Below are 12,988 nucleotides of genomic sequence, written 5' to 3'. Positions count from 1 at the left end.
CGCATGCCGACGTTCTATTTTCGGGCCGAAGACGCCACGGGTCGTCGCCGCAAAGGCCGCATTGAGGCCGACAGTGCTCGTCACGCACGCCAGCTGCTACGTGAACAGGGTCTGTTGCCCAGTGAAATGCAGGAAGTCGCACAGCAACGCCTCGGCACAACCCACCGTATCGGCGCGCGCTTGAGCCCGGCCGAATTGGCACTGCTGACACTGCAGCTTTCGACCCTGGTCCAGGCCGGCCTGCCATTGGAAGAAGCGCTGGACGCGGTGGCGCAGCAAAGCCAGAAACGACGCATCGCCAACCTGATGTTCGCAGTGCGAAGCCGGGTGATGGAAGGCCACGCCCTGGCGGCGGCCTTGGGTCAGTTTCCCCGGGCATTTACCCAGCTGTTCTGCGCCACCGTCGCGGCCGGCGAGCGATCCGGACACCTTGGCCAAGTATTGGCGCAACTGGCCGCCTACACCCAGGCGCGCCAGGCATCGCGCCAGAAGATCCAGCTGGCGATGGTGTATCCGCTGATCCTGATGGTGGCATGCATGGCGATCGTCGGGTTCCTGCTCGGTTACGTGGTGCCGGACGTGGTGAAGATTTTCATCGACAGCGGACAGCCATTGCCTTGGCTGACCCAGGCGCTGATCGCCTTGAGCGATGGGCTGCGCCGACATGGCCTGCTGCTGCTTGTTGCCTTGGTCGGGCTGGTCGGGTCGTGGCGCTGGAGCCAGCGTCGACCCGAATGGCAACTGCGCTGGCACCGTCTGTTGTTGAGGCTTCCGTTGGTGGGCGAAGTGTTGCGCACGATGGAGGCGGCCCGGTTCGCCAGCACCCTGGCGATCCTCAGCAAAAGCGCGGTGCCGCTGGTGGACGCCCTGCATATCGCCGCCCAGGTCATCGGTAACTTGCCGATCCGCGCACGCATGGCTGACGTCGCCCGCTCGGTTCGTGAAGGCTCGACCTTGACCTCTGGCCTGAAGCGCAGCGGCGATATCCCGCCCTTGATGTTGCACATGATCGCCAGCGGCGAACGGGCGGGCGAGCTGGACAGCATGCTGGCACGCGCCGCTGAACAACAGGAAGCCAGCCTTGCGGCGCGCATCGCGCTGGTCGTCAGCCTGTTCGAACCGGCCATGCTGGTGCTGATGGGCGGCGTCGTGCTGCTGATCGTCATGGCCATCCTGCTTCCTATCTTGAGCCTCAACCAATGGGTGAACTGATTCATGAAACGTCAACAATACCGTCCGTACCGCGCGCAGCGAGGCTTTACCCTGATCGAAATCATGGTGGTGGTGGTCATCATCGGCGTGCTCGGGGCCATCGTCGTTCCCCAGTTCATGAGCCGACCCGACCAGGCCAAGGCCACCGCCGCACGTACTGATATCCAGGCCATTGCCACTGCACTGGAAATGTATCGCCTCGACAATTCCAGTTATCCCTCGACGCAGCAAGGCCTGGAGGCTTTGAGCAAACGGCCTGCCGGTACACCCGCAGCCAGCAACTGGAACCCACAGGGCTATTTGAAAAACCGGCCGGTGGACCCTTGGGGCACGCCCTATCAATACCTTCACCCTGGGTTGAAGTCTTTCGATGGCGGCTATGACCTTTATTCACTGGGCGCCGATGGCATGCCGGGCGGAGACGGGTTTGCCGCTGATATTGGCAACTGGGACGAATGAACGTGGCGCATCGCTGCCGGGGGTTCACCCTGCTGGAGCTAATGGTCGTCATCGTTCTGATCGCCGTGCTGTTGGGCATGGTGGGCCTGGTAGGCGGCCAGAGCCCAGCGCGCCAGGCCCGCCAGCACGCCCAGCAATTCATTCTCCTTGCCCAGCAGTTGCGCGAACAGGCGATGCTGCAAGGCCAGGAACACGGCCTGCGCCTGCTGGACCATGGCTATCAGGCGCTGCGGCTCGACGCCCAGGGCTGGACCACGGTGTCGGTTTTTCACCGATTGCCTGAAAACCTGAGACTTGCGCTGGAGCAGGAGGGGCATGCGGTCAGGCTTGACGATGCCCAAGGCCCGCCGCAATTGCTAATGCTCAGCAGCGACGAGATCAGCCCGTTCAGGTTGATTTTCAAAGTCGCCGGCCAGCCCTTTGCGCAGGTCCTGAGCGATGGTATCGGGGAGCCGCTGCTTGATGAATGATGCGCGCAAGGCAGCCGTTGCATGCCGAGGCTTCACGCTGCTGGAAGTCATGATCGCGTTGGCAATTTTCGCGGCGTTGTCGGCGGCGATCCTGTCGGCCAGCCAGTTCGTGATCAAGCAAAGTGCCGGGCTTGAGACGCGGCTTTTCGCCGCCTGGCTGGCGGATAACCAACTGACGGAGTTGCGCCTGCAGGCCGCTGCGTCGACCGGACAGCAACGCTTGGCCCGGCAGTTGGACCGTCGTGAGTGGATCTTGCAGCAGCGTATCGCCCCGGCCCGTGACCCACGCCTGCTCGAAGTCGATATCCAGGTTCGCCGCGTAGACAGCGAGGCGATCGTGCACCGTGTCACCGGATGGATCATCAATCCTAATGAATAGACAATCGGGCTTTACCTTGCTTGAGCTGGTGGTTGCCCTCGCCATTTTCGCCTTGCTCGGACTGGCCGGGTGGCGGCTGTTCGACGGCGTGGCGCGTGTCCAGCAAGGCGCTGGCGACCATGAGCGGGACATCCGCGCCTTGCAGCGTGCCATTGGCATCATCGAGCGGGACGTATGGCAAGCTGTTGCCGGGTCCGTGAAATTGCTGTCGCCGGTACAGCTGCAATTGCAGCGCAGCCACTGGCGCAACCCGCTGGATCAGCCGCGCAGCGAGCGCCAGAGCGTGACGTATCGCCTCGAAGGGCCGGCGTTGTGGCGTGACAGCCACGGTGAAGGTGCCGTTCATCTACAGCAACAAAGACTGCTCGATAATGTGCGCAGCCTGAGCTGGCGACTGTACGACCCACGGCATGGCTGGCACGCCGCACCGCCGGACGACGCCGCACCGCTGGCCTTGGAACTGGTCATATCGTCGGGACGATTCGAGCAGGTTCGGCGCGTGCTGTTGCTGCCGGGTGCGTTGCCATGAACCGGGAGCGAGGCGTGGCGCTGATCAGCGTCCTGCTGGTGCTGAGCCTGGCGTTGCTGTTCACCGGCGGCATGTTGCGCAGTCATCGCTTGTTATTGCACGGCACTGCGCAGCAGCTGCAACAACTCCCGCTACGCCAGTTGGGATTGGCGGGGGAAGCATGGGCGCAGAAGAGGCTGGACAGCAGCGCGTCGGCGCCCGGCCCGGTGGGCCTTCATCAGGACTGGGCCCGACTCGAATCAGCCTTCGAGGCGCAGGATGCCAGGATTCGCATCGATATCCAGGACCAGTCCGGGCGCATGAACCTCAATGCGTTGCTGGAACATGGGCAGGTCGACGAGGTTTCCCTTAAGCGCTGGAAGCGACTGCTGTCCTTGCTGGGCCTGCCGGAACTGTCGTTGCCGCAGGTCGGGTCGGTGCAGGAATTGAGTCAGTTGCGCCTCTTGCCGGGTATCGATGGCCCCACGCTTGAGCGCCTGGAGCCCTGGGTCGCGCTGTTGCCTCGAGAGGCCAGGCTGAACGTCAATACCGCGCCTCGATTGCTGTTGATGACGCTCGACGGCATCGACGCCGGGACGGTCGAGGCACTGGCCGGCCAGCGTCTCGAAGCGCCTTTTCCCAGCGCCCAGGCGTTCGCCAATGACCCGTTGCTGTCCGGGCTGGGCATCAGCAGCCATGGCCTGGGCGTCGGCAGTCGCTGGTTCCGCATCACCGTGGACGTGGACCGGGCAGGCAGTCGCCTGCGCCTGGCCTCGGACATCGAGCGCGACCCGGATACCCAGCGGTGGATGGTTCGCCAGCGTCGCTTTCTACCGATTTCCAGCCCCAGCGAGCCCCTCTGATGAAAACCTGGCTTTACCTCACCGCCGAAGGCCTGGCCTCAAACTCTGCCGATTGGCCGTGTTGCGTGTGGTCGTCCGCGGGCGTGCGGCGTCGTGTGTCCTTGGGCGAAGTCGCCCGTGAACTGAAGGGGCGAGCCGTCGACGTGCTGATCCCAATGGAAATGTGCAGCGGGTTGCGCAGCCGTCCATGGCCCTCGCGAAACCGGCCCAGACCGCAGGCCGTGGCCTTTTCCATCGAAGAACAACTGGCGCAGAACCTCGAGTCGCTGCACATCTGCGTCGGTGTAAGGGATTCAGCGAAGCGCTATCCGGTGACGGTGATCGAGCGGTCGCGGTTCCAGGCATTACTGGTGTTGCTCGATGCCCAGGGTATCGATATCCGTGCGGTGCATGTCGATGCCGACCTGCTGCCTGACGGCCAACCTCACGGCGTGCGCTGGTTCGGTCGATGGTTGCTGGGCGGCGCATTGCCGGCACGCTTGTCGCTGTCTGGCCAGGCATTGGCTGTGCTCAAGCATGACCTGCCCCACGACATGCACTGGCAGGACGAGGAGGAGGACCGCGCAGCCGTTGACGCATGGCTGCTGGGCCCGGGCAGACACCCGATCGACTTGCTGCAAGGTGAATTTCGTCGTAGCCGTTGGCCAATGCCCTGGCGCGGTGTGGCGATGGTCGCGCTGGGGATGTCGGCGCTGACGTGGCTAGCCGGCGAAGCACGTGTGCATGTTCTCCAGGACGAAAGCCGACGCCTGTACAGCCAGAGCGAGCGGCAATTCAGGCTGCTGTATCCGGAGCAACGGCGGATTGTCGATCTTGCAGCCCAATTCCAGGCGTTGCAGGGCCGCGCCAACCTGGGTCGGGAAACGCAGGTCGCTCGGCTGGTCAACCTGACCGAGCAGGTCATCGGTCCAAGCAACGTGGAGGTGCAGCGCATCGACTATCGGGAAGAGGAGGGCTGGAAGGTCCAGCTGACCGCCAGCAGCTTCGTCGAACTTGAGCAGTTGCGCGAACGCGGCCGCCAACGCGCGATGGCGTTGGTCCTTGGCGGCGCCAGCAAGCAAGACAACCGCGTACAGGCGACGTTGCTGATGGAGAACAACCGATGAATCTTTCAGCCATGTCGAGCCTGAAACAGGTCTGGGGCAGTGTGTCCCGGCGTGAGCAAAGGCTGCTGCTGGGCCTTGCCGGGTTTGTGCTGATGACCCTGGCCTTCACCTTTATCTGGCAGCCCACGCGCCAGCGGCTGGCGATTGCCGAGCGGTTGTATCAACAGCAGGTCGAACTTTCCGTGCGCATCCAACGCGCCCAGCCCCCCCTCGACATGAGCGCCGCCAGCCGTCCTTTGTCGGTGCGCGCCAACGACAGCGCTACGAAGGCGGGATTGGAGATAGAAGAGATGAGTATCGACGGCGATTCCGTGCAAATGGTCGTCGGTGGCGAGGCCAACGCACTGCTCGATTGGCTGGACCGAAGCGAGCGAGACGGCGCAATGCTCCAGTCGTTGACCTTGCAAGCCCGTGACGGCCGGCTGGAGGCTCGGGTGATGTTGCGCTGATCGTGAATTGCAGCGATGGCTAAACCGGGACGTTCCCCGGCAGCACCGGCAACTTCGCCAATTTCAACGCCACCACCAGGGCAATCAGCAGCAAAATGCCAATGAACAACCCGACGCCATTCCACCCACCCAAGTGCCACGCCACGCCACCCGCCGTACCGGCGACACTCGAACCGGCGTAATAGCTGAACAGGTACAACGATGAAGCCTGTCCCTTGGCCGTCAGCGCGCGCCGGCCTATCCAACTGCTGGCGACCGAGTGGGCACCGAAGAAACCGAAGGTGAATATCAACATGCCGATGATCACCAGCCAGAGCGGCGTGAACAGGGTCAGGACAAGGCCCGCCAGCATCAGCGCGATGGTCGCCCAGAGCATTTTCCGGCGCCCGAGCTTGTCAGCCATGGCGCCGACTTTCGCCGAACTGTAGATGCCCGACAGGTAGACGACTGATAGAAGCCCGACAAATGCCTGATCCAGCTGATAAGGCGCGGCCAGCAGGCGATAGCCGATGTAATTGAAAAGCGTCACGAATGCGCCCATCAATACGAAGGCTTCAAGAAACAGCAGCGGCAACCCAGCGTCGCGAAAGTGCATGATGAACCCGTCCAGCAAGCTGCGCGGATGTAGCGATCGGGGGCGGAAGTTGCGCGACTCGGGGAGGATCCGCCAGAACACCGCTGCCGCGATCAGCGACAGGCCGCCAATCACCAGCATCGCTGTGTGCCAGCTGACAAAGTCGATCAACACGCCAGCGATCAGGCGCCCGCTCATGCCGCCGATGGCGTTGCCGGCGATATACAGCCCCATCGCGAGGCCAATGTGCTTGGGATGGATTTCTTCGCTCAGATACGTCATCGCCACCGCGGCCAACCCGCTCAGGGACAGTCCCACCAACGCGCGCAGGACCAGTACGCCTTGCCAGGTCGGCATCATCGCGCTGGCAATCGTGCACAACGCAGCGGCGAACAGCGCCGCGACCATCACCGATTTGCGGCCGATACGGTCGGAAATCGGACCGGTGATTAACAAGCCGACGGCAAGCAGGCCGGTCGCCACCGACAGGATCAGGCTGCTTTGCGCCGCGTTGATGGAAAATTCCTGGGACAACAACGGCATCATCGGTTGCACGCAATAGAGCAGGGCAAACGTCGCAAAACCTCCGCAGAACAGCGCCAGCACCGTACGCATGAACATCGGCGTGCCCTTCTCGATGTAGATGTCCTTCAATTCGGCGACGACGTCATCCTGCGCACGGGGAGGGATTTCATGGGCGAGTGGGGCGACAGCAGTTTTCACGATGGACCTCGGAGGAGCACGGCCAGGCAGGCAATGAAAAAAGCATATAGCCGGCTAATGTTTCTATCCAATATATTGTTCGACCTGTTTAAGACGTTAAACGACCTATTGGATCGATCCATGGAATTGCGCCATCTGCGTTACTTCATCGCCGTCGCCGAAGAACTGCACTTCGGCCGCGCCGCACTCGCCCTGGGCATTTCCCAGCCGCCCTTGAGCCAGCAGATCCAGGCGCTGGAGCAAGAGATTGGCGCACGGCTGTTCGAGCGTACCAATCGTCGGGTCGAACTGAGCGAGGCCGGGCGGCTTTTCCTGGAAGAGGCGCGGCGGGTTTTGGCCCAGGTCGACAAGGCCGCCGATGTGGCCCGCCGTGCTCAACTGGGAGAACTGGGCGAGCTGAAGATCGGCTTTACCTCCTCGGCGCCTTTCAACTCCACTATCCCCCAAGCGATTTTTACCTTTCGCCAACGCTTCCCCGCCGTGCACCTGAACCTGCGGGAAATGAGCAGCACCCAAGTGGCCGACGCGTTAATGGACGAAGTGATCGAGGTGGGCATCATGCGACCGTTGCCGTTGCCCGATTCACTGGTCGAAATCGAACTCAGCCGCGAACCGCTGGTGGCCGTGCTCAGCGCCAAGCATCCGCTGGCCCAGGGCAATGAAGACGGCCTGTTCCTTGCCGCGCTGGCCCAGGAGCCGTTCGTGTTCTTTCCACGAAGCTACGGCAGCGGCCTCTACGCGCAACTCCTCAACCTGGCCCGCGACGCCGGCTTCAGCCCGCACTTCGCCCAAGAGGCGGGGGAGGCCATGACCATCATCGGCCTGGTGGCGGCGGGGCTGGGAGTCTCGGTGCTGCCGGCGTCTTATCAACGGATGCGTATTGACGGGGTGGTGTACCGGCCGCTGCTTGACCCGGCGGCGGTGTCGGCGGTGTGGCTGGTACAGCGAAAGGATCAGCGGTCGCCGATGGCGAAGGCGTTTGTGGCGTTGTTGACGGGGAGCGGAATCGGGAAGGGTTGAGTGAGGCCCGTATCGATTACGGTCCGGGCTATCGAATTTATTTCATGCAGCAAGGCCGACCATTGATCATCCTTCTGTGTGGTGGTGATAAAAGCAGTTAAGCACGCAACGTCCCTATTTCCTGTAATCCATTTCCCAAACCACTTTCGCGCTATTGAGTCTTGCGTGGTCGCGTGCTTCATTAATTACTCATACAGGCGGCACCCCTAACGTGATTAAAAAAAAGATTTGAGATATGAGCAAAAACGGAACAGGTTTGCCAATCACCCATGTTAACGGAGCGTGGTCAGGCTCCCTCGGGGGCTATTGGTCTACGGATGGAATAGTAATTGATGGCACTTATATATTTCCTCCTCCCCAGCCAGACGTCCTCACCCAAGACGATGATTTTTACATCACTGACCTTATTAAAACCCAAACCGGACTGGATGACTTCAGTTTTAATCTAAAAATCCTCGACAAAGCCATTAACCAAAATAATGCATATGGCGCAATAAAGGACATTTGGCAAATTGTCGAGAGAGAACGAGGCTGGGTAGCAGCGCACTGGCGTATCAATGACGCCCTGTTCAAGAATAAAATTATAACTTTTAGCTTAGCCGATGCACTAATGAGAAGTGGCTTCACTTCTCGCGAGGCAATCATCGCGATAGCCAACTCCAAGCACGCTCGCAGCACCACATTCAAACTAGAGACGCCGAAGCTGTCGGGCGGAACATTTAGCCCCGTTAAAGCCCTGGGACATTATTTGTGGGGTAAAGGTGAAAAATTGGAAGTAGATATAAATACCCTAGGCTTACGAATAACGGAGAGCCGTCTTCCTCTGTTAAAACAAACCATCGAACACAACCGATCCCCGGGAAATTATCATTTAGTCGATCCTAAGATCGGCTATGATACTGGCAAAGACAGTCTTATCACTGGAGCGTATCTAGGACGCGTTACACTTCGAGTCGAGGGTGACTTTACCCGCAACGAGGACAGCTCTTGGCAATTCATAGGCAAAGTAAAGGCCTATCACGACACTTACGATTTCAATAAAAGTGACAGACCGTTACCACTAGAGCAACTAACGACGGCAGGTCGAGCGCTACCAGGAAGGGCATTCGAAATAAACATATCCGGCGAACATAATATTCGCTTAATCGGAAAAGGGTTTAAACCTTCCAACTTCTAACAATAAGTCATGGCAACGAAGACGTCTTCGTTGCCATGATGCCTAGGTTCCTACGATGAAGCCAACCCATTCGTTATCCTATTATGCAGTGCTGCTACCCACCGCCCCGATCATCGGCGGCTTTAACTTGTACTCTAACTTCAGCAAAAACATCTACCCCACTGATCAAGACGTTATCGCCATTCCGTTTTTCGCAATAACGGGCACGTATATAGCGTTGCTCCTGTTCATGGTTATACAGCGACCCTATCGGACAAGGGTGGCAAACAGTCTACCGCGCAACCTCATTGCACTTTTTTTCAGCGTCACTTCTACGGTTATCACAACTACATTATTACTTAATCAAGTACTTTACTGGGCAGATCCAAACCATTTGCCCATCAGTGGAGCATTCCTGGCCACGCTTTGCTTATACCTTCATTACCAATTGCAACTCTACGGAAGGCGATCCCTAGAAAAAAAATAATCCGCGCGGCAATTATCAAGCAAGCCAGGCTCATCGCGAAATTCTGGCAGGAGCAAAACCCATGGCCGCCTCTACGCCCAACGCCTGAGCCTGGCCCGCGACGCCGGCTTCAGCCCGCACTTCGCCCAAGAGGCGGGGGAGGCCATGACCATCATCGGCCTGGTGGCGGCGGGGCTGGGAGTCTCGGTGCTGCCGGCATCTTATCAACGGATGCGTATTGACGGGGTGGTGTACCGGCCGCTGCTTGACCTGGCGGCGGTGTCGGCGGTGTGGCTGGTACAGCGAAAGGATCAGCGGTCGCCAATGGCGAAGGCGTTTGTGGCGTTGTTGACGGGGGGAAGATATCGCAGGGTTTCAGCAGAGGTAGCAGCGCGCGTTCGTTCCTCCAGCACCTAGCGGCCTGTATCCACCAAGGTCAAGAGCGTCAGCAACTCGCGTAAATCACGCGCCATGCTTTTTTTGTCGTAGCCATCCAACGGTATATCCGTTTCGCCAGCGCTGAGAGAATCAGCAATCATCGGGGTAAAACCCGCCCGTACCAATGCTTCCATCAGCGACTCCCAACCCTGTGAGCCGGCCGGAAATCCATGCACCAGCAGTATCGGGTGTTCGCCGTTACCGCTTTTGAGGGAGTGGAGGCGAATGCCGTTCACGCAGGTATAAGCCTGTGTAAACACCACGCCGCCAACCACGACGCTATTGTGTTCCGCGCAAGGCCATGGAGCGTGGTGTTTGGGAGACAGGGGCGTGCGGCCCGACCAGGCGATTGTGTTCATCAATTGTTTGTCCATGTTCGGAGCCCAAATGAACTTCATGAGCTGCAAGTTGCAACTCATAAAGCGAACTGTCCTGTCGAACGGCAGCCTGAGAGACCGCTGGCAGTCGCGAAGCTAAAGCCTGAACCCACTCCGGCCCCCATCGTCACTGTCAAAGCTGACAGTTCCGACAAGCGGTGGGAACGGCGGCGTCAGATTTTTCGCGATTGTAGGAAAGTGCGCTTTTTTTGTTAGGAAACGTCCTATTCGCTCCAAATGTCCATGCCGTGGGATTGCGATGTGCCAGCGTTGCAACGTCTCATTCATCACTCTGAATCGTCTGGCTCGATGCTCCTTCCCTGTGGGAGGGGAGGCAGCTTGAGCCTATGAATAAGGTCCCAGGAAATGCACTCATCCTATCGCGCCACATTCACCAACGAAGCCACGGATGACTACCTCCGTCACCTGGATGACCTGTATTTGGAGCGACAGCAATTTGATGGCTACGGCGAGGAAGTCGAGGCTTTCATGGAAAAACAAAAGGCGTATGTCCAAGCTCACCCGCCGATCGCCATTTACCGAGTGGCCACGCAGGGCAGCCAGACCCGTGACGGCGGAACCATTCTGGAGGCCACCTCCGAGTTGGAATTCATACTGGAAGATGGCCGGCTACGCGTCGCGCAGAAAGGTGATCAGGCGGTGTACCCCGATGGCACCACGGCGCGCATCGTCACCACTGCCGGGGCGGCCAATAGCAACATCGCCTTGGTGGGCAGCCGCCTGAGCAATGGTGATGAGATCATCAACACGCTTCAGGGACGTTTCTTGATCATCGTGCGGGAAGGCGTGGTGATGGCCGATGATTTTTTACCTGCGCTCAGGCTGGCGGAGGTTCATCGGTTGTTCTCGAATGAATAACGAATGCAACATATCGTCGGAGCTTTCCGTAGTCGTTGGTAGATTTTGCATGATCCAAAATGTTCTACTGGAAACGTGCTCATAAAGCTCGTCAGTTAACAGAATGTGGTTGTGAAGGAATATTAAACTGCGTAATTCATTTATCTTTATGTATCGAAAAAAATTTCTGTTGAGATGTTTGTCCAGACTGTCGCCGTAGCCTGTTTTAAAACAATCCCATGTTTGGCCTGTGGTGTTGTCGTTGTGTGGATCAAGCGCCCACCAGAGAAATGTGGCGATATCGAAGGCCGGGGTCGAAACCCTGGCGTGTTCAAAATCCAAGATATTTACCTATGCTGGAGGAGATAGGATGCCCAGTTCTGTAAATGTCGCCTACGCTGTCTATGAGGTTTGTCGATTTTTTGGTGTGATAAGTTCATGTACAAAAAAGAAAAAGCGGAGATGCTTAAAAATAACGTTAAATACTTGATAAAAAGTCGTGGGGAGACGCAAATTTCTTTGTGCAATTCGAGCGGGTTGACCCGAAGCACGATCTATAACATCTTGGAAGGGAGGGTTGTGAATGTACAGCAAACCACTATTAGAAAAATTTCAGATTTTTTTGGCGTATCGTATAAAGAGATCGAGTCTGTAGATTTTGAAGAGCGAGAGATAGTCGAGAGCAGCGTTTCGCTGCATGGAAACATGAATCCCGCAGCAGTCCCTATAATAAAGGAAAGCCAGATATTTTATTGTCTCAATAAGAAGATTGGGGAGTTGGTAACAGTGTATCCATTGACTTATTATTTCGGTTCGGCCAGTAATTTGATCGGAGTGCTTTTGGAGAATGATATTGAAGGTGCATATGAGTCAGGTGATTTGTTGGTCGTGAGAAAAGGTGGCTTAAGCAGCGCAGCAGAAAAATTGATCTGGAGGCAGTCAACAAAAGAGTTTCAGGTGGTCACTGGACATTTATCTAGCTCTGACGCCACTCTGGTCATTGGAGAGGTGGTTGAGGAACGGTTTAATGGTCGATAGTCGTGAGGCTGAGAATAGTAAGTACAAGCTTGTAGGCTTTGAAAATAGTAAAGATTTAGCCATCGTAATGGTGATTTCCACCGGTAGAGTAATAAAGCTCAATTTGGCGAAGCTTGTAAAAAGCGAAATTATGGATGATTTGACCAAGGCGGAAGTAAGAGAGATTTATAGAAAGTTTTACTCAGGTGGTGCCACATTGTCCGCTTATGAGATGGGCGATCGTCATGAGCGGTCCTGGTTGGTCTACTTGGCTCTGAGCTTTATGCTGTTTGCATTATATGTGCTCGCCAATATTTCTGCAGCGAAGCTTATATACATAGAGCAGTTCGATGTCGTAATTACGCTTGGCATTTTCTTGTATCCTTTGACCTTCCTTGTCGTTGATATACTGAATGAATATTATGGTCTCAGGCTGGCTAAGAAATCCATATGGTTTGTGTGTGTAGGTAACGTATTCATATTGGTTGCATTAAGTGTGACCAGTTGGTTTCCCGGCTTATCAAGCTGGCAGCTTGATTCATCCTATGAAAGGGTTGTGGCGCATGTGTCGTCGGTTTTGGTGGCCTCGTCTGTTTCTTTTGTGGTTTCAGAGTATGTAAATTCATATTTGCTTAGCAAGATAAAAGAACTTACAAGCTCAAGGTATTTATTTTTACGAGTATTGCTCAGTACCTGTTTTGCGGTTGTTATAGATAGCTTTCTTTTTTGCTTCATCGCGTTTTACGGGTCATTGACCAATGACGAAATACTGAAAATAGTCTACGTGCAAATAGCCATAAAAATGTGCTTTGCTGTTTTAATGTATTCCCGGCTTATGCTGCCAGATCGCTATTCAAAAGGTACGTTGTCGGGGCTCAACCTGCTTAAAAAAGGTGGCTGTCAATTTGGCAGC

At 57.0% G+C, this 12,988-nt stretch carries 14 protein-coding genes and 3 pseudogenes; 15 read left to right on the top strand and 2 right to left on the bottom strand.

Features of this window, described 5'->3' with window-relative positions:
* Nucleotides 1-3 precede the first annotated feature (3 nt).
* Genes gspF through M8Q45_RS22510 form a run of 8 tightly spaced genes read left to right on the top strand, consistent with a single transcriptional unit; the run spans nt 4 to nt 5,446 of the window.
* Complete coding sequence (gene gspF, locus M8Q45_RS22545; protein ID WP_249876453.1) at nt 4-1,212, top strand: type II secretion system inner membrane protein GspF; 1,209 nt, start codon at nt 4-6, stop codon at nt 1,210-1,212.
* Nucleotides 1,213-1,215: 3 nt separating this feature from the next.
* Entirely contained in the window at nt 1,216-1,671 is a 456-nt protein-coding gene (gene gspG / locus M8Q45_RS22540) for a type II secretion system major pseudopilin GspG (protein ID WP_249876452.1), read from the top strand.
* Nucleotides 1,668-2,141 (top strand): type II secretion system minor pseudopilin GspH, encoded by a 474-nt coding sequence (gene gspH / locus M8Q45_RS22535; RefSeq protein ID WP_283939075.1) that lies wholly within the window; start codon nt 1,668-1,670, stop codon nt 2,139-2,141. Before gspG ends, gspH begins: the two co-directional genes overlap by 4 nt.
* On the top strand, nt 2,134-2,520 hold the full coding sequence (gspI, locus tag M8Q45_RS22530; protein WP_249876451.1) for a type II secretion system minor pseudopilin GspI: 387 nt from the start codon (nt 2,134-2,136) through the stop codon (nt 2,518-2,520). Before gspH ends, gspI begins: the two co-directional genes overlap by 8 nt.
* The gene (locus M8Q45_RS22525; protein ID WP_249876450.1) at nt 2,513-3,049 is read left to right on the top strand and encodes a type II secretion system protein GspJ; all 537 of its coding nucleotides are present in this window, start codon (nt 2,513-2,515) and stop codon (nt 3,047-3,049) included. Before gspI ends, M8Q45_RS22525 begins: the two co-directional genes overlap by 8 nt.
* Nucleotides 3,046-3,891, top strand: a complete 846-nt coding sequence (locus M8Q45_RS22520; RefSeq protein ID WP_249876449.1) for a type II secretion system protein GspK — start codon at nt 3,046-3,048, stop codon at nt 3,889-3,891. Before M8Q45_RS22525 ends, M8Q45_RS22520 begins: the two co-directional genes overlap by 4 nt.
* A complete protein-coding gene (gene gspL / locus M8Q45_RS22515) occupies nt 3,891-4,997 on the top strand; it encodes a type II secretion system protein GspL (RefSeq protein WP_249876448.1) in 1,107 nt (368 codons plus the stop codon). Before M8Q45_RS22520 ends, gspL begins: the two co-directional genes overlap by 1 nt.
* Nucleotides 4,994-5,446 carry a type II secretion system protein M gene (locus M8Q45_RS22510; protein WP_249876447.1) on the top strand — a complete coding sequence of 151 codons (453 nt, stop codon included), beginning with the start codon at nt 4,994-4,996 and terminating at the stop codon, nt 5,444-5,446. The genes gspL and M8Q45_RS22510 overlap by 4 nt, the downstream gene beginning before the upstream one ends.
* A gap of 19 nt (nt 5,447-5,465) precedes the next feature.
* On the opposite strand, the gene M8Q45_RS22505 is transcribed toward M8Q45_RS22510, so the two are convergent.
* A complete protein-coding gene (locus M8Q45_RS22505; protein ID WP_502940577.1) occupies nt 5,466-6,710 on the bottom strand; it encodes an MFS transporter in 1,245 nt (414 codons plus the stop codon).
* Between the two features lie 153 nt (nt 6,711-6,863).
* On the opposite strand from M8Q45_RS22505, the gene M8Q45_RS22500 reads away from it, so the two are divergent.
* The 4 genes and pseudogenes from M8Q45_RS22500 to M8Q45_RS22485 all read left to right on the top strand — a co-directional run.
* Entirely contained in the window at nt 6,864-7,763 is a 900-nt protein-coding gene (locus M8Q45_RS22500; protein WP_249876445.1) for a LysR family transcriptional regulator, read from the top strand.
* Nucleotides 7,754-7,864 (top strand): annotated as a pseudogene (locus M8Q45_RS22495) (type II toxin-antitoxin system RelE/ParE family toxin); the annotation flags it as partial. The gene M8Q45_RS22500 and the pseudogene M8Q45_RS22495, both read left to right, overlap by 10 nt.
* Before the next feature lie 134 nt (nt 7,865-7,998).
* Nucleotides 7,999-8,940 (top strand): lipid II-degrading bacteriocin, encoded by a 942-nt coding sequence (locus M8Q45_RS22490; protein WP_249876444.1) that lies wholly within the window; start codon nt 7,999-8,001, stop codon nt 8,938-8,940.
* 535 nt (nt 8,941-9,475) lie between these two features.
* Nucleotides 9,476-9,802: pseudogene (locus M8Q45_RS22485) on the top strand (LysR family substrate-binding domain-containing protein); the annotation flags it as partial.
* On the opposite strand, the gene M8Q45_RS22480 reads toward M8Q45_RS22485, so the two are convergent.
* The gene (locus M8Q45_RS22480) at nt 9,799-10,197 is read right to left on the bottom strand and encodes an alpha/beta fold hydrolase (protein ID WP_249876443.1); all 399 of its coding nucleotides are present in this window, start codon (nt 10,195-10,197) and stop codon (nt 9,799-9,801) included. The pseudogene M8Q45_RS22485 and the gene M8Q45_RS22480 overlap by 4 nt on opposite strands.
* A gap of 369 nt (nt 10,198-10,566) precedes the next feature.
* Here M8Q45_RS22480 and M8Q45_RS22475 point away from each other — a divergent pair, with 369 nt between their 5' ends.
* From M8Q45_RS22475 to M8Q45_RS22465, 3 genes and pseudogenes are all read left to right on the top strand, one after another.
* A complete protein-coding gene (locus M8Q45_RS22475) occupies nt 10,567-11,079 on the top strand; it encodes a hypothetical protein (RefSeq protein ID WP_249876442.1) in 513 nt (170 codons plus the stop codon).
* A gap of 417 nt (nt 11,080-11,496) precedes the next feature.
* Nucleotides 11,497-12,096: a helix-turn-helix transcriptional regulator gene (locus M8Q45_RS22470; RefSeq protein WP_249876441.1), complete on the top strand. Its 600-nt coding sequence runs from the start codon at nt 11,497-11,499 to the stop codon at nt 12,094-12,096.
* Nucleotides 12,086-12,963 (top strand): annotated as a pseudogene (locus M8Q45_RS22465) (queuosine precursor transporter). The gene M8Q45_RS22470 and the pseudogene M8Q45_RS22465 overlap by 11 nt, the downstream one beginning before the upstream one ends.
* Nucleotides 12,964-12,988: the final 25 nt, after the last annotated feature.

The organism is Pseudomonas sp. T1.Ur (assembly GCF_023516725.1).
Classification (GTDB): Bacteria; Pseudomonadota; Gammaproteobacteria; order Pseudomonadales; family Pseudomonadaceae; genus Aquipseudomonas; species Aquipseudomonas alvandae.
Note: the sequence above shows the minus strand (reverse complement) of the source record. Positions and strands in the feature narration are given on the sequence as shown.

Bases quoted from the DNA above. Each gene is read 5' to 3' on its own strand.
- gspG (WP_249876452.1), top strand. From the start codon at position 1,216: ATGAAACGTCAACAATACCGTCCGTACCGCGCGCAGCGAGGCTTTACC.
- gspL (WP_249876448.1), top strand. From the start codon at position 3,891: ATGAAAACCTGGCTTTACCTCACCGCCGAAGGCCTGGCCTCAAACTCT.
- M8Q45_RS22525 (WP_249876450.1), top strand. From the start codon at position 2,513: ATGAATAGACAATCGGGCTTTACCTTGCTTGAGCTGGTGGTTGCCCTC.
- gspI (WP_249876451.1), top strand. From the start codon at position 2,134: ATGAATGATGCGCGCAAGGCAGCCGTTGCATGCCGAGGCTTCACGCTG.
- M8Q45_RS22500 (WP_249876445.1), top strand. From the start codon at position 6,864: ATGGAATTGCGCCATCTGCGTTACTTCATCGCCGTCGCCGAAGAACTG.
- M8Q45_RS22470 (WP_249876441.1), top strand. From the start codon at position 11,497: ATGTACAAAAAAGAAAAAGCGGAGATGCTTAAAAATAACGTTAAATAC.
- M8Q45_RS22490 (WP_249876444.1), top strand. From the start codon at position 7,999: ATGAGCAAAAACGGAACAGGTTTGCCAATCACCCATGTTAACGGAGCG.
- gspF (WP_249876453.1), top strand. From the start codon at position 4: ATGCCGACGTTCTATTTTCGGGCCGAAGACGCCACGGGTCGTCGCCGC.
- M8Q45_RS22480 (WP_249876443.1), bottom strand. From the start codon at position 10,197: ATGGACAAACAATTGATGAACACAATCGCCTGGTCGGGCCGCACGCCC.
- M8Q45_RS22475 (WP_249876442.1), top strand. From the start codon at position 10,567: ATGCACTCATCCTATCGCGCCACATTCACCAACGAAGCCACGGATGAC.
- gspH (WP_283939075.1), top strand. From the start codon at position 1,668: ATGAACGTGGCGCATCGCTGCCGGGGGTTCACCCTGCTGGAGCTAATG.
- M8Q45_RS22510 (WP_249876447.1), top strand. From the start codon at position 4,994: ATGAATCTTTCAGCCATGTCGAGCCTGAAACAGGTCTGGGGCAGTGTG.
- M8Q45_RS22520 (WP_249876449.1), top strand. From the start codon at position 3,046: ATGAACCGGGAGCGAGGCGTGGCGCTGATCAGCGTCCTGCTGGTGCTG.